General features: G+C 40.0%; 11 protein-coding genes. 3 read left to right on the forward strand and 8 right to left on the reverse strand.

Annotated elements, in window-relative coordinates; all coding sequences use genetic code 11:
- Positions 1-80 precede the first annotated feature (80 nt).
- Positions 81-722, forward strand: coding sequence for a response regulator transcription factor (locus F0919_RS07940; protein ID WP_150032222.1), 642 nt, complete (start codon positions 81-83; stop codon positions 720-722).
- A 93-nt stretch (positions 723-815) separates the two neighbouring features.
- On the opposite strand, the gene F0919_RS07945 is transcribed toward F0919_RS07940, so the two are convergent.
- The 7 genes from F0919_RS07945 to F0919_RS07975 form a co-directional block, all read right to left on the reverse strand.
- Positions 816-1,898: an endonuclease/exonuclease/phosphatase family protein gene (locus F0919_RS07945; protein ID WP_150032223.1), complete on the reverse strand. Its 1,083-nt coding sequence runs from the start codon at positions 1,896-1,898 to the stop codon at positions 816-818.
- An 84-nt stretch (positions 1,899-1,982) separates the two neighbouring features.
- Positions 1,983-3,911, reverse strand: coding sequence for a T9SS type A sorting domain-containing protein (locus F0919_RS07950; protein ID WP_150032224.1), 1,929 nt, complete (start codon positions 3,909-3,911; stop codon positions 1,983-1,985).
- A 41-nt stretch (positions 3,912-3,952) separates the two neighbouring features.
- On the reverse strand, positions 3,953-6,367 hold the full coding sequence (locus F0919_RS07955; protein ID WP_150032225.1) for a T9SS type B sorting domain-containing protein: 2,415 nt from the start codon (positions 6,365-6,367) through the stop codon (positions 3,953-3,955).
- Between the two features lie 12 nt (positions 6,368-6,379).
- Positions 6,380-9,154: a carboxypeptidase-like regulatory domain-containing protein gene (locus F0919_RS07960; RefSeq protein ID WP_150032226.1), complete on the reverse strand. Its 2,775-nt coding sequence runs from the start codon at positions 9,152-9,154 to the stop codon at positions 6,380-6,382.
- 88 nt (positions 9,155-9,242) lie between these two features.
- Entirely contained in the window at positions 9,243-10,643 is a 1,401-nt protein-coding gene (locus tag F0919_RS07965) for a DUF5689 domain-containing protein (RefSeq protein WP_150032227.1), read from the reverse strand.
- 218 nt (positions 10,644-10,861) lie between these two features.
- Positions 10,862-12,556, reverse strand: coding sequence for a T9SS-dependent choice-of-anchor J family protein (locus F0919_RS07970; protein ID WP_150032228.1), 1,695 nt, complete (start codon positions 12,554-12,556; stop codon positions 10,862-10,864).
- A gap of 385 nt (positions 12,557-12,941) precedes the next feature.
- Positions 12,942-17,405, reverse strand: coding sequence for a DUF7948 domain-containing protein (locus F0919_RS07975; RefSeq protein ID WP_150032229.1), 4,464 nt, complete (start codon positions 17,403-17,405; stop codon positions 12,942-12,944).
- Positions 17,406-18,067: 662 nt separating this feature from the next.
- Between F0919_RS07975 and F0919_RS07980 the strand changes: the two genes are divergently transcribed.
- On the forward strand, positions 18,068-21,505 hold the full coding sequence (locus tag F0919_RS07980; RefSeq protein WP_150032230.1) for a hypothetical protein: 3,438 nt from the start codon (positions 18,068-18,070) through the stop codon (positions 21,503-21,505).
- Between the two features lie 571 nt (positions 21,506-22,076).
- Positions 22,077-22,439 carry a hypothetical protein gene (locus F0919_RS07985; RefSeq protein ID WP_150032231.1) on the forward strand — a complete coding sequence of 121 codons (363 nt, stop codon included), beginning with the start codon at positions 22,077-22,079 and terminating at the stop codon, positions 22,437-22,439.
- A gap of 84 nt (positions 22,440-22,523) precedes the next feature.
- On the opposite strand, the gene F0919_RS07990 is transcribed toward F0919_RS07985, so the two are convergent.
- Positions 22,524-25,472, reverse strand: coding sequence for a T9SS type A sorting domain-containing protein (locus tag F0919_RS07990; RefSeq protein ID WP_190277314.1), 2,949 nt, complete (start codon positions 25,470-25,472; stop codon positions 22,524-22,526).
- Between the last annotated feature and the right edge of the window lie 184 nt (positions 25,473-25,656).

Genomic DNA, 25,656 nt, shown 5'->3' on the forward strand with positions numbered 1-25,656 from the left:
ATAATACCTGTCTTTTTGATGGTTTCTTTTTATAGAAGAACATAGTAATCAACAAACCCCCGAAAACCAAATTGAATCAAATGAAGATTAATACAGCAATACTGGACGACCATCCGGTGGTAGTAAATGGTATAGTGAAGATGTTTGAAGAGGATGAGTTGATTGGCATTACACATACCTGGTCTAATGCTGCTGAATTTTTTGAAGATATCGAAAAAGGAATTCAACCGGAAGTCTTGCTGCTGGATGTTTTATTGCCGGATCAAAACGGAGACCTGATAGCACAGCAACTACAAAAAAATCATCCGGAAATAAAGATTCTTGCCATCAGTGTACTCGACAGTGCCATCAGTGCGAATACAATGTTACGGCTTGGGGCACAGGGCTATATTATGAAACATGCAACTGCAGCAGAATGGAAGAAAGCAATTATAGCAGTCAGCAACAATGAAATCTACATAGAACCCACATTACAGGAGAAGATGGCAAACCTTGGCGAGGGCCGTACCCGGGAAGCTTCTGTTAAAACAACTTTGAGCCCGAGGGAGAAAGAAGTACTTCAATTGATTGCATCCGGCAGAAGTAAAAAGGATATTGCCAAAGAGTTGGGTATCAGCACCAATACCGTAAAGCAATATCAATTTAATCTCTCTTTAAAATTGGAAGTAAATAGTACGGCGGCGCTTGTCGGACATGCTTTGAGAACCGGACTTGCCCAGTAAAATTATTTGTGTTGTGTTAAAGGACATAATAAAAAAGCATGGCAATTATGCCATGCTTTTTTATTATCAATATTCTATTTCAATAAAATAACATCAAGGCTTCTCCATTATTGATTGATTACTATTCGGTTGGCTTATTTCTTTTATCAGATATACATAGGTTGGAAAGTGATCACTGTAACCGTCAATCCAATTACCATTGGAAAAGGAACGATGCGGATATCCTGCATATTGGCCTGATTGGGTTTTCATGAAAGGGCGGTTAAATATCTCTGCTATGTAAAACTGCCATGTTTCTTTTTCAGGTTTTATGAAACCATTTGAAAGAATAATCTGATCAAAAAGATTCCAGCTATCGTTGTAGCCTAAAGTGCCAATCCCTTTTTTATAATAGGCAATCCATGGATTAAAAAAATGCCCTGATTTCATGGCCTTATCCTTTTCCTGTGCACCTATTACTTGTGCCACACTTGGGCTGATAGGATCATCATTCAGATCTCCCATGATAATAATTTTGGCTCCGGGTCTTTGTTTCAGAATAGAGTCTGCTTTGTTCTTGCAAACAGATGCTGCAAGTTTTCGTTTCCACATGCTGGCGCTTTCTCCGCCAAGCCTTGAAGGCCAGTGATTGACCATAACATGTACCGTATCGCCATTGAGCAATCCTTCGACATACAGCACGTCTCTGGTAAATTCATTGCTCCCGTTTCTGGATATATCAACCTTAATCGGCATAGCATTTAATACCTTGAAAAATTTAGGATTATACAGGAATCCAACGTCAATACCTCTTAGATCAGGCGATTCAAAATGTACGATGCGAAGCTTTCTGTCTTTCAATTCCGGCTCCTGGATAAGATCCTGCAACACTTTTTCATTTTCTATTTCTGAAACACCAAAGAAGGCAGGTCCATCAGGCACTTTATCGATTGCTATCTGAGAAAGTACCGTGGCAAGATTATGCAATTTCCTTCTGTAAATCTTTTCGGTATAATGATTGCTGCCGTCAGGTGTAAATTCTTCATCATCCTTGTTCGGATCATCAGCAGGATCAAACAGGTTTTCCAGGTTATAAAAGGCAACCGCATCTATCTGATAGTTTTTCTTTTGCCCGAAAGCCAGATGTGTTGCTAAGATGAATGCTATAAAGTATAGTATTGCTGATTTGGAAATCATAATAATAGTTGTAATACTTCGTGTAACGAAGCGGAAATTATTGATTTTTTATAAGATGGCAGCTTTGTATAGAAGCTCCGTCAATTAATATTTCACGAACTTTTTGTGATACTCTTTTTTGTCTGAAAGCACGCTTAACACATAGACACCGGCAGGTAAACCGCTTACATTCAAACTTACAGCTTCATCATTTCCCTTGACAACTGTAGTCAGTATTGTTCTGCCGTATATATCTCTTATCAGAATGGTTTCATTTAGTCCGTAATTATAGGCAGCTAATTTGAATTGCAGCAACGAACCTCTTACCGGGTTACCATAAATAACTAAAGACAAATCATCTTCAGCAGATATTTTTGGTATGGATGTAACAGCATTATCATTACGGTGATACCAGATAGGAGAGGATATTGTTCTTTTATTTCCAATGGAAATGTCGGTAAAATAATAAGCCGAAGAGCCGTCAGCAAGGTTTTCATCTGTGTAACTGAAAGAATTTGAATTACCTGTGGCAATAAGCGATGCTATGTTGCCATCATTCGTACCTTTATAAATCTTTATTACCGGTTGCTGGCTTGTTGATGGGTCACTGATGGTAACTACCATAGCCGGAGCATCTGCATGTTCCATTTCACTTCCCATATTCTTTCCAAACAACTGGAAATCCATTACAGCAGTACAACTATGTGTAGCATAGAAATTTCTGGAACGCATTGCCTTCATAAAATCATCCTTATTCAGGGAAGGGCTTAATACGACTAACCGTGAACGACTGGTATGGCCGAAAGTAAGATTATGATTATCATGATCTATAGTCGGGCCAATATGATAACCTCTTGCAAGCATGCCTTTATAGTACTGAAGATAGCTCATTGTTGAAGGATGATCATTATAATTGATTTCATCAGAAAACGCAGGGCCGTTTTCCACAGCAGAACCTACTATAGCACTGTCAGCCAATGGTTGATACTGTACAGTTAAGAGGTCTCCGTAATCTGTATCTTCAGGATGTGCAAAGCTGCCGAATGCATTCGTGTTTTTAAATCTGTTGATGGTGTTGAATAATCCGTTATTGCCTGAATAATCATATTTGCCGACATATATGTTATAATTCGGACTGCCGACTAATGTTTCCCAGCCCAATAAACTATCTATGCCATATACAACCACGTGGCCGCCATTGCTTATGACACCAAACTCCATGCCATATAAAGCAAGGAAATTAGCATTATTATTTGTAAATGTATTAGCCTGTTGCAGCCCCTTTGCATAATCGGCTACATGCATACCCGGATTATGTGGCGAAGAATAATGATTATGTTCTGCAATGCCCAGAAAATCCATACAAAGCGCTTCTTTTGCGAAAGCATAATCATCGGAAGGTATAAGACTTGTGTTATCCTGATTACCATCGGAATAACTGCTGTGGCTATGGAGATTGCCAAAATAATGGTTCAGCGACGAAGGGTCCGTAGGCTTCATTGAGCCTGAATAAACGGGGACTTCATTATATCTGATACCTTCAACACAATTAGTGTTGGCAGCATAAATATTAATACGGTAGGTTTTTGAAGATTTTAGATTTAAAGCAACAAATGCAGTAGCTTCATTGCTTGACACAACTGTTCCGGTGCCTAATGCAGTACCGGCTTTGTAATATACACCATCTTTGGGAAGAGTGGGGGACAGATGTTCTTCATCAAAAACGACGAGGTATAGATTTGCATTTTCAACACCTTTAAAGAATCCGTATATCTTATCGTTCTGTAAACTGAATTCTGCGTTTACCGCAGCAAGAGATGGCACTGCACATGCTGTTGTCGGAACTGTTTTTGCCGGTACGAAATTTGCCAGCTCTATGCTATCTGCTAACAACAATTTATACGATCTTATTGCATTAAGGGAATCATTAAAATCACAATCATCTTTTGAATGTTGGGTCTGTGCATTAAGTTGATTCTTGGCTGTAAAACTACATAAGCCTAAAAGGGAAAAAAATACTATTCTTATATTCATGTTTCGTCAATAATTTTTAAACTTCAATGCACAACATTCATTTAACGAAGCAATGTCACATTTCCCTGATAAGATTCAGTAGCTCCATTGATGAAAGTCGCTTTGATTAGATATATATACACGCCTCCGGGTTGGTCTGTTCCATTAAGCTTTCCGTCCCAGCCTCTGCCATTTATTTGTGTTGTTTCAAATATCTTCTGACCCCAGCGATTTACTAATTGCATGGAGAAATCAACAACTGAGGAAGACAATAATTCTCTTGGGAAGAAGTAATCATTCTCTCCATCGCCATTTGGTGTAAAAGCGTTTGGAATATCTATGTAGCAATCCTTTGCAATATGAATCACGTCTGAATTACTGCAATACGGCGTACTTACAGTTAAAGTTATATCACCATGATGTTTTGCTAATATTTCAGGTGTCGTTTCGCCGGTACTCCATTCATACGTTTCGCCGAGACCTTCTCCGTATGTGTTCTTCAACAGAATAGGCGCTCCATGCAGGCAAAGTGATGTATCAGGACCAAGATATACCTTAGGCAATGCATATACATTTACGGAATCATGACCGTTCTTTGTCTCACACCCCGGAGTTGATGCCGTAGTAGTAAAGAAAAAAGTTCCTGCCTGATCATAAGCATGTCTGAGCTCGGTTTGTACAATGTTTCCTCTTTCCTGCACATTATCCCTGTCATCCAGCGAAGCACCTACGCCATCTCCGAAATTCCAATTGAACAACCCGAAGCCTGCCATGTATTTTAAATTGAAAATAACATGCTCACCAGTACAAATGTCCCTTCTGTCCAATGATACCTTAAGGTCCGGCACCGGCGATACCCATATTGATTTTACAGCAGTATCTACGCAGCCATCACTATTGGTTATTGCAAGTGTCACATCATAAATTCCGGGTACTGTATATTGGTGTATATGATTCAGGTCAACATAACTAAAGCCGTCACCGAAATTCCAGTGATTGATGTAATTGCTTCCGAGAGAAAGATTATTGGTTGATAAAGAATCGATGATGCAAAGTGTATCGGCACTCAATGTAAAATCTGCATGAATGCTGCTTACATTGACTGCAATAAGCGCGCTGTCACTCTCGCATCCGTTCACTGTTTGCGTTATATACCATGTCTCAGTATGGCCGGTGCTTGTATTAATAACCGGCGCAACAGGAGAACCTGTTGAAGCCAATGGTTGATTATACCACAATAGATTTTGCCCCTGTGCTGTTAAAGTAATTGCCGGAGCATCCTGACAAATCAATTCCGAAGAAGATGAAACAACAGGTGGCAATGGCTTAGGCTTGATATCAACTTTAATTTCGGCTCTTGGACTTTCACATCCTAAAACTTGTTGTGAAACATAGTATGTATAATTACCTGCGGCAACCGTTGAAGGAGAAGGAGCAATGCTGCTGCCTGTTCCTCCTGTCGGAACATCATACCATAAAAGCGATGTTCCGGTTGCTGCAAGCACAGGTGCAATCGCCTCTTCGCAATAAGAAAGAGGCGAAACAACCGCCGGAGCAGCAGGTATAGGATTTACTATCAGGTTTAATGTCACGATAGAATCGCATCCTCCGCCTGAGGTGAATGTATCTGTATAATATCCCGTAACACTATAGCTGGTTCCATTGAACAGATAGCTTGAACCCTGACAAATCGCAGCATCTGTAGTATCATTATTAGAAGCTCCGCCGCCACCTGATGCATTTAACATGCCATTTATCCATGTTGCATTCGCAGGTGTATTCGGTGCGCCCGGCGTTTCGTTTGCCGGTACGTTTCCTGCTATCCATGAAGCGCTTATATTATATTGGGCATCATTAAGATAAAAAACTTTTTGAGAGCCTGAACCACTCATGTGTACAGGAGATGACACACCGCTACCATAACTTACAGCATGATAAGACGCTGTAAGATTTGCAGGATCAACCGTCTGTACCACATCATTGCTGTTGTTCAAAGCCATGTTTGTCCATGTTGTAGAAGCGCCAAAGCCACTTGAAGGATACGTCATTGACCCGCTGTTTGGCAATGAGTTTTGTAACTCAAGTAAAGCAGACGTGATGGGTACTATATAGACGTGATCATTATTGGCATCAGTAGGATCATCTGCAGGTAAGTTTGCATTGATGTCTCCGCTATTATAAACTACTATAATCGATCCGTAAGGTACACAGGCCCAGTTGGGATCATTCTTAAATCTGTAACAACCCGGAGAAATGGCAACACTGCCATACCAACCGTTATTATCATCAAATATCCATCCTCTCAGGTCTGCACAACTATTGGTGCATGTAGGCTGTCCTTTAACAACAAATTCGAGATATTCCTTATTGCCTGACGCTCCTTGTGAAAATTCATTGACAACAATCTGAGCCTGAGCCCCGCGACTGAAAGCAAGTAAACCAAATAAGACAAAGGCAATAATATATTTGCGATACATTACAAAAGAGATTTAGAATTTGTAGCTGATATTTAAGAAGTAATTAATACCGTAACCATAGAAATATTTATTGGGATAACGATTTGCGTCCTGAGTAGAATAGTCAAAACGTAATTGCTCGAAACCACCATTAATAGACTGGTTATTCAATATGTTATTTACACCTGCATTGATATAGATAAAGGAATTCTTTGAAGCAGCATGAATATATTTATTCACCTTTATAGATATTCCTGCAAAGACGTCCATGGTGAAAATACCCGGAAGTTTTTCCTGCGCCAGAATAGCAGATTTTTCTACGCCGTCGGCTAATAATCCTACAGCTTCGGCAGTACGTCTGCTTGGGTTAATGTCAATGTAATTCCTGTCCATATAATTGAAGTTCACATTGGCATACCAATACTTTGGTGATTTATAATTAAGCCCTAAAGTATAAGCAGATTGCGGCCCTGCAGCAACGTAATAATTCTTGATATAAACTTTGCTTGTGCCAACTTTGCTTGATGTGTCATCATCACGATAGATACTTACATCAGGTTCGTTGGTATAAAAAGCCTGCATCCAGGTAGCAACCGCAGTAGCGCTAAAACTCGGACTAATCTTTGCCTGTAAAGCTAACTCGCCACCTAAATTTCTCATATCCACATTACGCATCACATAGTTTACGAAAGTCTGATAGTCATCATGATAGAAACGTTTGATATCTGTCAGTCCGGTCATATCCGTAACAAAGCCGGATAATCTTCCCGTCAGATTTGGCGAATGAAGCAGATAACCCGCTTCCACTGTTTTTATCATCTCTGTTTTAGGTTCAGAGATAGCATCATTGCGGGTACGCGGCGAAATGAAAGTATTATCAAATGAAGGTGCATTTGTCATTACTCCACCATTTGCATACAGATAATTACGTCCGTCAATTTTATAAGTCAGGCCCCCTTTAACAGCGTATGTAAGGAAATTGAATGTTTCTGACGAACCAAAAGATTTGGTAGGGAAAAGGCCATTCTTGAATTGACCGTCTCTCATGAAACCCTCTGTCCCTACTTTTGCTGTAAGGAACATATCTACCTTATTAAATACAAAAGATGATTGTCCCCACCAGTAAGCTTTATAAAATTGTGATTTATAATCGTAGCTGTATTTATCGCCTACTTTAACTATACTGTTTGGATTATTAAGGTCATTTTGATTGAACTGCACATTACCTACATAAGTACGCTCCGCAAATTGGTTAAGATTCACAAAATAGTCACCACCCAATAAATCATCTACTTTACGGTAACTTTCTGTCATTTGCAACATACCGGCTACCCCAGTTCTGATAGTAATATGTTCGTTTATATTTTTCAATAAATTAGTTGTGAAAGAATAACGATTTACATCATCACGATCTTCGCCAAGTATTACAAGCGATCTTCTGCCGGTAACGCCATTCACCGTTCTTTGATTCATCATGTTATTCTGATAAATTCTGTTCCAGTCAATCTGCATCCTGTTCGGATCTGCTGTCAGATATTCTCTTGTAGCCTCGGCCTGTTCGTAATTAGGGCCATTAGGATCATTTAAGAAATAACTTGGTAAGTATCTGTAATAATCAGGGCGCGGATCAGGATTGTTGTACCAGTCTAAAGAAGTATTGCCATTGTAACCTGTCTGAAAAGCAAAAGCTGCATTCAGGGAAGTTTTCATATTCGGCTTGTATTGATAACTTAAAATCGTCGTTGGCTGAAAGGAATTATTTACTTTGGAATTCCTTACTTCACCATCCTGCATACCCCAGTTAGGATTATAGTAATTATCTCCTGCAAGCGCAATAGCTTCCTTGGTTACAGGTGCTGCTTTTCCTCTGCTTGTCGGCGCGCCGAACGTAGTAAGGTGTATAGAGCTTTTATCATTAAGCTGTTTGCTGACGCCCAGATAGTAAGAATACGCATTGTAATAAGTTCCGGGAACATAACCATCATCAGACCAGCGTTTGGATGCCGAAGCAGAAAATGCCCATCCGTTACGCATCATACCTGTGCTGTGTGTCACCATTACCCTGTTACTGTAAGTTCTGTTGGATGCAGAATAAGAAATGCGCGTTTGTTGCCTTTGAGAAGCTGCAGTAGCATCTATTTCAGAGGAGCCTATAAGGCCGCCAAAACCAGCTTCGCCCGGTTCAAGCCCAAAGGTTACAGACTGATTACGGAAGATATCATTCAAACCTCCCCATTGGTTCCAGGAAGCATAACCCGATTCTACATCATTCATCATAATGCCATTCAGATAAACTTCCATTTGGTCGCGTTTATAACCCCTCAGTTGATATCTTAACGGACCAAAAGTATAAGAACTTGCTGCAAGGAAAGGATCGCGTGAAGCTGTCAAAGCCCCTGAAATATTCTGGTCACTAACGCCGTCATCATCAGAGCTGATAGCGCTTTCTTCCAGGGCAATAGTAGGCAATTGCTGGCTTTCCATAGAGGTAGCCGCGTCGTCTATGGAAACTTCTATCGTTTCGACATCTACGATTGCTTCATTAACGGTAAGTGGAATTGTATCTGTATGGATAAAGCCTGTGGTGGCAATAAGATGGTAATTACCAAAAGGCACATTGCTGAAAACAAAGTCTCCAGAACCATCTGTTATAGCCTGAAGGTTAAGTTCCGGTATATTAACCGTTACTTCAGCTATCTCTCTTTTAGTGCCGGATGAAATAATTTTTCCTTTGATAAGTGCCTCCTGTTGTGCAAACAGACAGTAAGAGCAGAGTAAAAGCAATCCCGTAATAAAGGAATGTTTCATATTGTAAAAAGTGAATAATTTGATTGAAATAGTATGAATATGCCTGTCTTCATTTTCATCAGTTCAGCTTGTTGATGAATGTTTGTTATTACTGGATGTCTGTAAGGTTTCGTACCTGAATTTGTTTGGTAGTACCAAACTGACCTGTAATACCTGTTATGGTTTTTGTACCTGTCGGCAGGTTATCATTAGCAAAAGTTGCGGTGGCTATTGTGTATAATGTTATAGAACCGGAGCCATCACTTATTACTTTATTGCCCGAATAAGAACCTGACGGGAAAGTTACATTTGCAATTTTCACCAAAGTAGATTCCCATGCTTCGAAATTCGAATTGATTTGTGCAATTGTTGTAACACGCGGTACTATTGTACCGGTACCCGATTTAAAAGCTGCGCCTGTTTGTAATCCGCTTATCTGCAGAAGGCTGTTGTATTCTGCCAACGCACCACCGGTAACATTCACAGTTAAAGAATCACCTAAGTTAAAAGTATGCGTTCCTGTAAAACGTAAAACGATACCGCGATCACCTTGTTGCAATACCAGGTTCTGTGGTTGCTGATTTCCTGTCGATTTATCACTGATTACCACCCCTGTTATTTTATAGGTTTCCAGCGTAACAGTACCACCTGTAAACAATTTACGTACACTGTCAATTGTAATTAATGAAGTAGCACCATTACCGCAACGTGGGTTGTACATTCTCACATCAGTTGTATCTCTGATGATCAATTGCGCTGCATCATCATATCTTGTGTACAGACCTACTATTACACCTTGACCTGTAGGAGTCAATATCGGCTGGAAGTTGGCGTAGTTACTGGAGCGGACCACAATACCGCCTGAAGCGGAACATGTAGCAAGGCTTCTGTTGAAAGTGGCAGTTGGCGGTGCATAAGGCACACCTGCGTCCGCATCAGCAAATTGTACGTCTCTTATGGCAACAAGCGTATTAAGCCTGTTTACATTTTGTCCCGGTACCTTTAAGTCACTATAACTTAAAGTATCTACCTTAATCTTGTTCGGGAAAGTTGCTTTGACAATATAGTCACCTACAGTTGTACCATTAATCATTGTAAGCGAGCCTTGTGCATCAGGCGCATTACCTAACTGAGACAAGCCATGATAGCTTCCAAGAGAAAGCCCTTTACATTTAATGTATATCTTACGTCCTACAGGGTAGTCCGTATAGAGATTAGTTTGGTCTATCAATACTTCTATACCACCTGTTGAATCCTGTATTACTATTTTTTTGTAATAATTGCCGCTTCTGTCATCCATACATACAATGCCGGAGATAACAACATTGCTGTCAATCTGTGTCTGGGGAAGGCTCTTCAGTTGCGCAATAGTATGCGTAACCTTCAGATGCGGGTCAACGCTGCTTTCATCAGGCGGCGTATCAAAATCTTTTTTAAGGCATGATGAAAGATTTACTGCCATACTTGCCAGTAACAAAAAGCTTAGGATTGGAGAAAAAATCCGTTTCATTTTATAATGTAATTTTTTTGAATTAAGAGTATAATAAAGGCAAAAAACACCCCACAACCCTTTCAGATTGCAAATGCAGGAACTTTGATGATAGCAGCGTTTTGTAAGATTTAAGCTAATCTCTTGTTCCGGTAAAAAAAGTATTCTTATATTCTAAGAATGAGCACACATTAATGAATTGTGCGCTCATTCCGGTTTTGTTTTGAATCTGATAAATCTTATTGTACAGCAGCTTTAATCACACCTGAATGTGTTGTATCGTTTACACGAATAACATAAAGGCCTTTAGTCAGGTGTACATTTTGAATCCTGTATTGGTTAGCACCTTGTTGCATGTGTTGGCTTGCTTCGTAAACCTTACGGCCTGTAATGTCATAAACGGCAATATTCAAAGTTGTACTCTCTTTCAATGCGATGCCTAACACTATTTGTTCGCTTGTAGCAGCACCCAAAACAGCCAGCGTCATACCATCCGTTTTTCTTTCAGAAATGCCTGTTCCGCTACCTGAACCTGCAGAAATCTTAATATCATCTACTGACCACTCTTGTGCACCACCACTTGTAGCAGCAGAAGTATATTTGAAAGCCAAGTAGAAAGGAGTTGTTTGGTAAGTGCTTAATGATATGTTTGAGAACGCTGTCCAGTCAGTTGAAGTTTCATTGGTAACATCTTTAATAGTTGTCCATATAGCCAAAGCCGGATCTCCTGAACCTGCATAGTTTGTAGAAACAGCTACAATTTTTGTAGTCAAACCTGTATATCTTATTTTTTCCCAGAACTCCAGAACAGGGTTAGTTGTGCTTGAAAGATTTATCGGAGCATTCGTGATCAACCAGTCTTCGTTATCGTTAGCGCCACCTGAGAAACCGCCATTCATGTAAACAGAGTTAGCATCTGTATGTCCTTGTGTACCGCATCTCCAGGTTTGAGAACCTGTTTTGGAAACATATTTGAATGTACCCAACGCAGGATCAAGACAAGTAGAGAACGTTTCGTTCAAGGAAGTCATAGGAGGTGCAATCGCAGTATCTTCTGTTGAGAAGATCCACGCGCTGTTATTGTAAATACCGGTACTCTTAAGGTTTCCTGTAGTACTTACAAATGCAGTAGAATCATAAGTTACATAGTAATGCTTGTTAGAGCCAAGTGTAATGTTATTAATGGTAACATCTTGTCCGCTCACTACAACATCAGAAGAGGTAACAGCTTTATTTTGTACAGAACCATCAGTAACATTATGTAAAATGATATTACCCGTTCCTTTATTTATAGTCTGATTGAATCTGAAGCTCAATGTATCGGTAGCCAAAGGGACATTAGCACCAAGCGGTGTTCTTGCTACAGTTACAACGTTGGTTGCATAACCGTTAAAACCTGTGATAAGAATATCATCTATATCAATTCTTGATGCAGAAGTATCAGCCTTTCTGATGCTTATTCTTGCAGGACCTGAAACGTTGATTGGAATGGTTACAGCTGTTAATGTGCTGCCCGGAGTAATATTGCTGCCCGCTTGTGTCCATGTAGAACCCATATTGGTACTGTAATAAACGCCAAATGTGCTGCCTGTTTCAGAACCGTATCTTCCATGCGACAATGTTACGCTTCCGATACCTTGTTGTAAATCCTCGTTCAATGTCATTGAACCGTTTGCACCTGTCGTGTTATCCACACGGCGCATTCTTGCTGCATGCTGTCCGTTATACTTGTCACTTGTAGGCACCATATCTCCTAAAAACACACCGGGCATAACCCAGTTTCTTCCATTCAGCAATGTAGGCGTCGCTGTTGCATAAGCCTTGATGCTGTCTGTTTCAAAATCTACGAAGTAAGGATATACCTGTGCACTTGCCTTCATTCCCGTTAGTGCAATGCTTGCCACTAATACGCCGGTTTTTAAAAATTTATTCATTGTTTTATTGATTGTATAGTTTGACTATTGTTTTAGATCGGTTTTAATAATAGCTGTCTTAGTTTCTGTTTGAAGGCCAAAATTAGATGCGTTATACATGTTGACCTATAATGCGATTGTTATGTAAAAATTTGCGACATATCTATATTGTTACTTATCAGTAGATTGAACCTATAAGAAATAATTTGGTAACATTTTCATAATAAGAACTTTGAATTACCGAATTATTAAATTCATCAAATGATATTGATATGTTCATTTTATCAGGCGTACATTGTACGCCATTTATTTATATTGGCATCAACCAAAAACGCGGGGCTTTGGATGGCATCCAAAGCCCCGCGTTCTTTTTTTAAAACAAGCAATTGACCAGAGTGCTTATTATTTATTCATGGACAAACCTAATGACATAAACTTCATATCCTGAAGTAACACGTAATAAGTAAATACCTGCAGCAAGATTATCGGAGAGATGGATACGATGGTTTAGTTTGCCATCAGGAGTAGCAGCTTCGTTACGATAAATAATTCGTCCCGACCTGTCTATAATATCTATACCTGCCTTATTTTCAGATACTGTACCTATAACATTAAAAATGCCATTATTTGGATTAGGGTAAAGTGTAAGTTCTTTATTGTTCGCATTGATATCAGCAGTTCCTGTACTGCCGTTACCATCCTGAATAGTAATTGTAATAGTTATCCACGGAGAATAATCCCCATTTGTACAACGTGTCCTTATATGGAAATAATGCACACCCGGCAACATAGCAGATGCATGATAAACAGTATCTGTAGTGAACATGCCTGATGTCGGATTTGTCGGCTGTAAATCCAATACTACCTCATAGCCCGACGCTGCTGCTACATGCGCCCATTTGAATACAGCAGAAGAAAACTGTATATCTGTTGAAATAAGCGTAACAGGCACAAGACATGGCGGAGGAGGTGTTACTACCACCATCGTTACAGGATTGCTTGTTACATCATTCGGGAAAGCGCAGACTATACTACTTGTCAAAACGCAGGTTATGACATCCGCGGAATCTATATCGAAATCTGTATAAGTAGCGCTGTTAGTGCCAACATTGATACCATTCTTCTGCCATTGCAATACAGGCGCAGTGCCGCCATTTGTTATAGTCGCAGTAAAGGTTGCAGGCGTCCCGTTTGGAATTGTACTTCCCGGGAATACCGTAACAGTAATAGTCGGAAGAATAGTTGTAGTCACATTAAGGTTAAGCGTTACAACACTGTCGCAACCAACCACATTCTGTGTATCGTAAACAGCTGCCGCCGGGCCTCCGGAAGTAACAACGATGCCATTCCAGGTATAAGGTAATTCGCTGGCGCAGATAGTAATGTTCTCCGTAGATGCAGAAGTATCTTTTACTGTTAAGTTCAAAGTAACCACACTGTCGCAATTCGCTGTATTATCAGTGGTATAAACAGCTATTCCGGTTCCGCCCGAAGTAACAATAATACCATTCCATGTATAAGGCAATTGATTATTACAAATAGTGATTGCCTGTGTATAAGCAGAAGTGTTATGTACAGTAAGATTCAATGTAACAACACTATCACAGTTAACCGCGTTCGGTGTAGTATAAACAGCTGCAGCAGGCCCTCCTGTTGTAACAGTAGTACCATTCCATGTAATTGGCATCTGATTGCTGCAGACAGCTGAATCGACCGTATGCGCCGATGCGTGTTTAATAAATAAATGCAATGTTACAATACTGTCGCAGCTATGCACCGATTGCGTATTATAAACAGCAGTCGTCGTATTTCCGGAAGATGGAGCAGGTACGGAAATACCATTCCATGTAATCGGAAGCTGATTACTGCAAACAGTATCATTGACTGAAACCGCATATACCTCATTTACAGTAAGGTTTAGTTTTACGATACTGTCACAGCCACCCGCATTGACAGTATTAAAAGTAGCGTAGTTAGGATTTGAATTAGCTGTAGCCGGGATGGTAATACCATTCCATACAACAGGCAACACATTTCTGCAATAAGTTTTATGATCTGTTACAGCAGACGTATCTCTGATAAAAAGTTGTAAAGTAACAACACTGTCACAAAGGTTTGCAGCTGTATCCGTATATACCACAGTAGCTATATTGCCCGTTGGAGGAGCATTTACAGTAATGCCATTCCATATAACCGGAAGGTTGTTACGGCATGTAGTATCATGAACGATAAGCGGTGTAGGCGCGGTTTTTACAACCAGATTCAATAATAATATACTGTCGCAGCCGCCTGCATTTGTTATCGTATCGCTTGCCACTGCCGTTCCGCCTGCTGTAACACTGACGCCATGCCATATATAAGGCAGGTCATTACTGCACACCGTGTCTGTAACAGTCGTAATGGAACTGGCACCTGCAATTACAAGATTAGTACCGTTATTAGGTGCAATTATAACCGGGCTGCTGCTCACAACACGGATGCGGTAACCTGTGCCCGGTGGCGTGTTTAATGGAATAGTTGCATTAATACTACCTCCCGTTGTTCCCACAAATGTTCCGATGTTTACCGGAGCTGCAAAAGAACCCGAAGCATTTGATAATTGAGCGGTAAATACATTGCTTGCATTATAAATCCCGCTTATAGTATAAGGTACGCTGACTGCCGAGCCCGCACAAAAAGGGCCTGTAATTGTAGTACCTGTTATAAGATTTACATTACCGACCTTTACAAGGAAGCCGTCGTTGCTGCCGCCATAAACAGGTTGGTGTGTTCCCGGAATGGAAATACCGGCCGAAGAAGAGGCACCTCCCACCATGTAAATATTATTAAGCGAATCAACAGCGCAGCCATTTCCTGTTTCTGCGTCCGCACCTCCGAAATAACTGCTCCATACAAGACCACCGGCAGGATTGAATTTTGCAAGAATAGCATCATTATCGAAACTGCTGCCCAATGTGTTCTGAAAGCCGCCGTTTGCCAGACCGGAAGAACCGGAAAATCCTGTAGCAATCACATTTCCTGCATAATCTATAATGCCGTTTGAAAATCTTTCCTGACCGGTTCCGCCGAAATAAGTACCCCATAAAATAACAGTACCGAGCGTATTGAATTTTACAAGAAAAGCATCATAAATTCCACCTCCGAAAGTATTCTGTGCACCTCCACTTGCAATGTTCGCTGTGGAGGATGTCTGTCCCATCAGGTACACATTTCCTGCTGAATCAGGAAGGCACCTGTAACTATTTTCGGCCTGATTGCCGCCATAATAGCTGGCCCATACCCTGGTACCCGCAGAATTGAATTTCACAAGGAAAGCATCATAAACTCCACCTCCGTAGGTATTTTGTACGCCTCCGCTTGCAATATTTGATGTGGAGGCTGTCTGTCCCGACAGGTACACATTTCCGGAATCATCTGTAGCCACATTACGGCCAATGTCTTCGGCATTTCCACCATAATAAGTAGCCCATACTCTGTTTCCCGCTGCATTGAATTTAACCAGAAAAGCATCTCTAATACCTCCTGCAAATGTATTTTGATATCCACCGCTGGCCACATCCGGGGCATTTGTATAGCCCGTCAGATAAATATTGCCGTCTTTGTCTGCATCCACTCCCTTGAAGCCGCCCGATACCGTACTTGTATTACTGTTTGCCGCACTCGCTGTGCCATAATAAGTTGCCCATAGCCGCATGCCTGTTGCAGCGTTGAATTTTACCAGATAAATAGTGCCGGCTCCTCCGATTGCGTTTGCATAAGTCACATTTTGAAACCCGCCACTGGCGATGTTTGTAGAGTAAGCATCTCCCGACACTAAAATATTTCCATACCTGTCTGCAGCGCAACTGAAACCATAATCATCTTGCGCTCCCCCGTAATAAGTAGCCCAGATAAGAGTACCGGAAGCATTAAACTTCGCAAGGAATGCATCATTATTGCCGCCAATACTATTCTGAAAGCCGCCATTGGCTATAGCTGTGGTAGAAGCCCCATATCCCGTAACATATACATATCCTAACGAATCCACACTGCAGTCTTGTGCTATGTCATATTGATTACCGCCATAATAAGTAGACCACATAACAACAGGATCAATTGTAAGTGTAGTGCCCGGAACGGTTGTTACATCAAAACCTATAGTCCCGTCGCTGTTTTGTTTAAACCTGCTGGGAACCTGCTTTCCATCCGCAAAGCTCGAAGGCGCATCTTCGCGTATCTCTCCAAGCTTTGTTTGCATCAGCAATTCCCCCTTCTCCGTAATGCTTACCTTTTCGGCATCTTTTATATTCAACCTTATTTGCGAAGGGTCGCCACCCGGATGCACTACAAAGTCATACTTCAGGCCTTTACCCATACTGTATATAACCCAGTCTATATGCGGATATACATTTTCATACACAACCTTTTTATAAGCATCCGCTCCCGTAACCCCCTCAGGTGTATTCCCCGGGTAAAAATTATAAGTCGTTGCACTCTTGTCCTCTTTACGGATGACAACATCCTCATTGGCTCCTGCCAGTTCTAAGGAAAAACGATGCGTTTGTACCTCTCTTCTTTTTGCTAATGCTGTCTGTGTTTTCACATCATGATTCGCAATTGAAGCAGTATAGCCTTCCGGATAAATAATTTTGGTAAACTGATAATAAATACCGGTATGAGAAAGAAACAAACCCGTATTGCCGCTGTTTGCCGTAAACACAATATCCGGTCTCGGTTTGCCGGCCTTATCTGTAATCTGGCCCTTGTTTTCAGTAAACAATAATGGCATCTCATGCATCAGATTTTTTTTATCCGGCATTTTTGTCTGGGCGCTTGCAGCCAGTCCTATGATTAATAATATTGGAAAAAGAAGAAGTATTTTTTTCATCATTACAGTCGGGATAAGTATCGATTGATATGGTTAAAAAGCATAGCGCTTTGGAGTGCAAAAGTATTTTATGGCCTGTTTCCTGCCTATAAGCCGTTGGCTATGTATTTTCCATTCAGATATTTAAACGTTTTAAAAACAGATAGTTGTAATTCCCTTGCTTCCATTAATAACGTTATGATAATATTGTATCATAGATGTTTTTTTAAATACACATTATCTGCTAAAAAAAATGATGACGTGTTGTAATGAAGTATTCAATTCCCGTTAGCTCAGGTCAGTAGAAAATAAACAACCTGTTTTTCCGCTGCAGACAATCAATTTTTTTTAATCCCTTCGTTTGATCTGTATAGTTCTGTTATTAAATCATCATGCTGAACGGTAAAGAAAAATGCGCAAGCTCTTCACAACTACTTTAAGTGCCGGGAATATAGAGTCATTTTTGTAAATGAAATTAAAGACGCGACAATTTGATATCAAAACTTAGTACGACGCATATTGGCATATCCGGACTTTTACTTTGTATCAAATGCTGTAAATGATGTTATGGTTTCACGCCGGCAAACATAACAGACTGATTTATCAGTTTTATCAGAAACCCCATTCAGTTACTCTTTTAAATTGTGCGCACAAGAATTCATTTTTTTCATTTTAAACTTTAAGCTATGATTTTACAAACAATTGCAGATTTGCAAGCCTTATCAACCATTCCTTCAGACAACCATGCACATGTGCTCGGTTACAACACTCCGGCAGACGGCGGTGGTGGTGATTTTTACTGGGATGCAGCTTCTCAGGAACCTTTGAACTACGGAACAGTATTCGACGGGGCTGCCACAACTCTCGTTTCAGGGGTTCCTACTGGAAAATGGGTCAGGTACTACTCTGAATCCATCAATCTTAAATGGTTTGGGGCAGTGGGTGATGGCGCTACGAATGACAGCTCTGCTTTGCAAAAGATGATTGATTTCTGTGAACGGACCGGTGTTAAAGATGTTGTTATTCCATTTGGTTACTTTTATCTGGAAGAATCTGTTCATGTAAAGATTGGCGGCATAAAATTTACTGGACAAGGGAGTTTGCTTCGAGAAGAGAGCGCATGGGAAGTAATGAAAAATGGAGGAAATTCAGCACTGTATCCGGGAGCGGGCTTCCCATTTTATAGCACCTATAATTATAGTGATACCATTGCCTACAAAGGCTCCATGTTTATTGTAGAAAATAATATCTCCGGTATTATTTACGATGCCTCAGTATGTGATTCAGTATATTGGAGAGGCATTGGATTTCGTGCGAAGAGTGGAAGACAGGCAGGCAACACGTATGCTATTGATTTCAGGTCACAATTTAAAGGGCCTACATGGCCATTTAATGTGCATGAATGCTATTTCTCGGGTTTTAACAGGGTCTTTAATTTCAGCAGCGGCGCTGGTAATTTGTATGATATTGCTTCTATTAATATCACTCATTGTGCATTTAAACAAAATGATGAGGTGCTTTATCAGGGATTTTACATTAATCCCGGCAACGGCGTAGAGACAAATGATAGATATATTTGTTGGGGGCTTAATTTTCAAAACAATAAATGCCACGATAACAGCCGCATTATTTATGGATCTTTTGCAAAGGATTTGGTAACTATCAGTGATAACAATCTGGAAGGCAACATTCATTATTCAGATAGCGCAACTCACTATGCCCCTTATGTTATTGATCTCGAGATTAGTTTTTGTTCTGTTAAGTTTCATGGTAATCACTTTGAAGGACAGGCAAGTGATTGTGTTTCCATTTCCTCGCTGCAAAAAAAAGCAGATGATACTTACAAAGGAACAGAGACAAGTACGTACCATTACGTAGATATTTATGGCAACAATTTTGATGGAGTAGTCTGGTATACCGGCTTTAAACCATATACCTTAACCGGCTGTGTCGTTAAAATTAATGAACGTACGCCTATTTATGTTCATGCCTGTGAAATTTTGGAGAATGGTAATTCGCCGGTTTATATGACGCCTTATGCATTGACAAATGGAACCATTATTAAATTTTCCGATAAAAAATGGCTTTCATCCAACTTCGTTAAAGGGATTAATAGTTATGGAATTACCAACAATAGCAATGAACAATCTTTTTTGGAAAATGGTGAACAATTCATCAGAACAACAAGAGATACTTTTGGCTTGGGAAGTCCCCATTCTTTTATTGGTGATGTGAAATATTGCATTTCTGTTTACAAATCAAGAAGCAATCTGCCGCGTACTATAACGCATTCTGCATTATGTTCCTTTAAAAAAGACGGCGTTATTTTAAATCCCGGTTTTAACGGGGCATACGGTATCGGTGGCCCGCCACGTGGGGAAAGTCTCATTGTCTGCATTTTTCCATCCGATGGATTATTTACAAATACCTCAAGTAACAGTTTTGCTGTTGGACTATCTTCTCAGGTAGGTTCATCAGAGTTGGTAGAGTTTAGTTCTTCTACATTTATGTACACAACAAAAGAAAGCAATCCTCTGATTGTTCCTTTATTTGAACCTTCGGAAATTATAAATGAGATTGGAACTTTCGAAAAAGGGCAAACCTGGTTTAATGGCACAGAAACAAGAATAGCAACCGGCTCTGGTACTGTAGGAGCATTCTCCATCCCCGTTACTGTCGAGGAAATATCAGATAACAAAATTCGATTAAACTATGCCTATTTCATTGCAAAAGGACAATTTATTGAAATAAATCATAGTGAATATAGAATTATTGAATTAATAGAAGTGCCCGATACCATAAATGTGCCGGCGCAACCAAGTACCTTTTGGATTACACTTGATGCAATACCATCCGGTGTGAATGTTGGCGATGAGATAACATTTCATGCTCCAACGTTCAGTAACTTGGACTCTGCACCTGATATTTCCTTTCTAAGGATGCCTCCAAACGGAGATTATACGGCTTCAAGATCTGTCTTCTTTACACCTAGCACCACAAATTTTGACAATTTACTTACATCTGGTGTATTCTTTGATGCCAATAATACATCCGGAACTTCTCCTTTCGGTGACCGTTACGGAATATTTTACAATGCTTATGCTGCTGTTGATACCGGATATGGGTTCCAGTTTGGAGCAGATACACACTATGCTTCTATTGATGGAGATAAATTTGTTTATAGAAACAGAGTTGGGACAACCTGGCAACCCTGGAATCAGGTTGCCAGCAGAGAATGGAGTAATCAGGCTTTTATCCAAAATCAAAATACATCTGCTCAATCGGCAAATGCATGGATAAGCGGAAATTTTATAACAGATAGTAAAATTGGCATCGGGACAAGTTCACCCGCGGGAGTCTTAGACATTTCAGGTAGTGGTGGCAATACTGTATCCATAATCAGAAATACTACTGCAACAGGATATTCCGATCTTAGAATAATGAATGACCTGAATAGTACTGTACACATGTTAGCCGTAGGATATACCGGGAGCAGTTATCCCGGTTCATATTGGTCTGGTGGTATTTCCGGTGAAGTTGGCGCAGTAGGTACCATCGGTAATTATCCTTTTGAAATCGGTACAAATAATACATCGAGAATATCTGTTCTTACAAATGGTAATGTTGGTATTGCAACAACTTCTCCTGCACAGAAACTCGATGTAGATGGTACCATCAGACAAAGTGAGGTTACCTCTGCCATGCTGAAAGCCAACAGCAGCGGCGATATTGTTGCTGCTGTATCGGGTACTGATTATGCAAATCCTGCTGATATTGAAACCGGCACATATAACCCAACTATTACGGGCTCTGATACCTATACAGCATCTAAATTCTTATATACAAAAGTAAAAAACCATGTCCATGTTTCCGGGCACGTAGATGTTACACTTAGTGGTCCGACAGCAAACCATAGCTTCGTTATGGATTTGCCTATTAGCGCAAATATAACTGTTGAAGATGACCTTACAGGGACTGTATCTGGTACTTTTTCTTCTTATTATTTGTTGAATATCCTAAGTAATTTTATTGAAGGTAATGTAGCTTCAGATAAAGCAACAGTGCATTTTGTCTCAGGCGAAACAGCTAAAGTTTATGTACAATTTGATTACATCATTCAATAATTGTCTTTATACCAGGAAGGCATGAATTGATTAAAAAGAAAAAACAAAGAACAATAGCACCTGCTTTTAAGCTGGGTGCTATTGTTTTACAGGTTACCGCAACAATATTTGTCATTATCGTAAATATTGTTGCAATTTTCGCAATTATGTTTTGTTTTTACCGTAACACAATTGTGTAACACTTAATCAAAATTGTGTACCTCTTATGTGTAATTGTATAGTTCCTAAGTGTAATTGTATAGTTTGTAAGTGTAATTGTATAACGCTTAATCCAGATTGTGTACCTCCTATGTGTAATTGTATATCTCTTAAGTGTAATTGTGTACCACTTAAGTATAATTGTATAGTTTCTAAGTGTAATTGTGTACCTCTTAAGTATAATTTTGTACCTCTTAAGTGTAATTGTGTACCTCTTAAGCGTAATTGTGTACCTCTTAATCGCACTGATAATTGTAGCAGCTACATTATTAGTTTTAACATTTGCATTTGAAGTTTTAGGTATAGGCTTGCAATTTTTGGCATGATTTTTGATTGTATTACAATATACTATCAAACTAAAAAGAATATTGCAATGCTTATACTCAATCTTAAACCCATTTTTCGGGCAAGAGGAATAGAAGAACCCACAAGATTTCTGATTAAAAACGGTATTCCACGCGATGCGGCATTTTATTTTGTCAATGCACATAGGCCTTATATCAAAATTGCCTACATAGAACGTCTTTGCGAGATATTAATCTGCGAACCAAACGATCTTTTCCTTTGGCAACCCGATAAGGATGTCAGGGTAGTTGAAGACCATCCGCTTTTTGCCTTGTTACGTCCTGCTGAAACGACTGCTGATTTCAAAAGGCTATTGGCCAATGTGCCTTACAGAAAGCTGAACAATCTTTCTCAAATGCTTTCAAAAGAAATTGAAGAAAAAGATAGATAGGCCTTAATGTAATCAATAAAAAAGGCTGCCCTGGAAAGGGCAGCCATAAGAATAACATAAAGAGAAAATATAAACTGCTAAAGCTTATTTTTTAACAAACTTGTCAGTTTTCAACAACATGTTGTTAGTGTCAGACACTGTAACGATATACATACCGCTTACAAGAGTACTAACATCTACGCTCTTGGTATTTTTTACTTCCAACAATTTTTTACCGTCAATGCTGAAGATAGCAACATTAACTGCTTGTGTAGCATCGATATTCAATGTGTTCTCAACAGGGTTAGGATACACTTGTACGTCGCTTGAGTTAATTGCACGGTAAACACCTGTACCTTTATTCAATTCTGCACCGTTACCGATAACGCTGATTGAATTCACCTGGAATGTTGTTGCCGGAGGACCTGCAACGCCATTGTATGCAAATACAACAAAATCATAAGTACTAACATTGTCAACAGTAACAGCAGCAGGGAAAGAAATTTCGCTGTGACTGTAACCGCAATCATCATCCTGTACATTTACCGCAGCAGAAGTTGTCCATGGACCTGCATTTTTTCTGTAACCAAGGTAAGCTTTATAAGCGCCGGAAGGTTGTTTTCTTACAGTAGCACGGATTTGTGTAGTAGTGAAAGAACTTGTCGCTGCTGCTATAGACACACCAACAAGTCCGTTAGTAGCGTCATTCTTAGCTATATCAGTATTAACAAGACCTGAAATACCACCATTACCGCAAGTAGCGCCGCTGGTCCAGTTAGCAGTGATCAGACTTGCTGAAGTACCATTTGCTACGCCGGTTGCACGATATATATTTGTACTGTTACCATTTTCACCAACATAAAGCGCTTTTGTTCCATTATACAATGCAATTGCAGTATCTTTTGATGAAGCAGTGCAACCGAATGGTGCAACACGGTAAGTAAAGATAGCATCACCAGGGATATGAGGTGTAGCTACACCACTGGTTGGATCGATTGATATAACGCTTGTGTCGTTACTGCTCCATGTACCACCGGGAACAGAGCTTGTCAAGGTATAAGTAGAATCAATGAACATACGGCCTTTACCTGCAAGAGCACCTGTACCGTTTATTATACCTGAAATAGTACCGCCATTAGCAGGAGCAAGGCTATATACTACTATTGTTGGGACAGATTGAGCAAAGTTATCACCACTACATGCAACTTGATATCTATAATACATTGTATCGGCAATCGGGCCGGGAGCCAAAGTATCAGTTCCTAAAACAGCGCCTGTTGCACCTGTAATATTAGTATATGAACCAGGAGCATTAGTTGTAGATCTTTGCCATTGATAAGTTATGCCAGGGCCAACAGAAGCGCCAGTACCGATATTTGCATTAAGGAACGTCGACATAGTATCGCAGAAATAAACAACAGAAGGGCTTGAAGAATCAGCCGCATCAGCTTCGTCACAAGCTGCAGAACTTGTTACAACGCCATAAACTTCCAATTGATTCAACTGGAATGTACCACCTGAAGTACCAGGAGCAAATGGATATACTGCAACTTCAAGGCTGTCCATACCAAATACAGTAGGATTAGGATTAACAGGAATACCTGTATTAAAATCCCAGTCATTTTTAATAACATTACAATCACTGCTTACTAAATTAATAGTATTAGCAGCAACTACCCAACCTGATGGTGTGCCCATCTTCCAATATTGGTAAGCAATAACAGCTTTTTGAGCGCCGCTGCTTGAAGTACGTGCACGTGCATGGATACGATACATATTCAAGGCTTTACCTGAATTTGCATATACTTTGTAACCAATGTGTGGACCGTTAGATCTGTAAGCAGTATCTACAGCAGGGTTTAAAGTCAAACCGCTGTAACCACCAGCACCGCATTGTGAAGCAAGTGTACCAAAACCAACAGGAACCAAAACAGTTGTTGTATCACCAGGAACATTGATAACATTTGTATTAGATCCTGTTGAACCTGCATACAAAGCCAATGTATTAGGCCATACTGTATTTACAGTAATAGTTTTAGAAGCAGTACAACCTGTAACGATATCAGAAACCTGATAGCTGATATCAGAAGTACCACCGAATAAACCTGTCATAACACCAGTTGTTTCATCAATGCTTGCAGATGATTCGTTGCTGCTAACCCAGATACCATTAGAACTTGTATCAGCTAATGTTTGAGTAGTACCTACGATCAATGGATTAGTATAACCAGTGATAGGACCAACAGTAACTGTAAGTACATCAAGTTCAAAAGTATTAGAAAATGTAGAACTAGCGCCACAACTTGTTTTTACACGATAGAAAATTGTATCGTTAAGTGTAGTTGGTGTAGTATAAGTCAAACCTGTTTCAGCAGGAACAATATCAGCCCATAAAGTAGAGCCATTTGGAGAAGACTGCCATACATAAGTGATACCGGCACCACCTGAAGCACCTGTAAGTGAAAGCGTAGCAGAAGTTCCTGCACAAACAGGATTAATATCTGCAGAAACAGTACCACCGACAAGTGAAGGACATGTTGCTGAAGCTGTACCGCTAAACACGTCATCAGAAGTGATACGGTTTGTTGCAGTGTTAGCAGTAGCACCTGTCATTACAGCTCTTACGTACAAAACTGATTGGCCTTCAGCTCCTACAGGAAGATCAATGTGCTTCGCTGCGCAACTTGTGCTTACAGTATAGGTATTTAAAGAAAATGTAGTCCATGGGCCGTTAGGGCTAACAGTGCTATAAGAAACAGTACCGGTAGTAGGACCTGCTGCTGCAGATTTCATAGTGCTGAAATCCATATCAATACTTGTGTAACCAGTAGTATTGATTTTGTATATCCAGCATTTGTTGGAACCTACCCAGTTATTTGCATTAAAACCTACTCCTACGCAAGTACTGATAGGGGTTGGAGTTTGTGTACAGCCAAAAGAATCGGTTGGGATAATGGTTGCATTAGCATTGCCGGAAAATAATTGCAAAGCAAGCATAAGCATGCTTCCCAAAAACACGCCGGAAATGCGATTTGTTTTTTGAATTTGGTTCATAAATTTGGTTTTTGTGATTTTCACCATAATGCTGATTTTTTGTTTTTTTCAGCATCTTACTTGAACGCGTATTTTGGTCGGATACTTTATATCGGGGGTCGGATACGATGTAAAAATAGGCAGGATGTTTGCGTAAAGCCTAATTAAAGAATTATGATTGGAACGTTACCAAAAGTGTAAATAT

Origin of the sequence: Taibaiella lutea (assembly GCF_008629695.1) — a bacterium.
Classification (GTDB): Bacteria; Bacteroidota; Bacteroidia; order Chitinophagales; family Chitinophagaceae; genus Taibaiella; species Taibaiella lutea.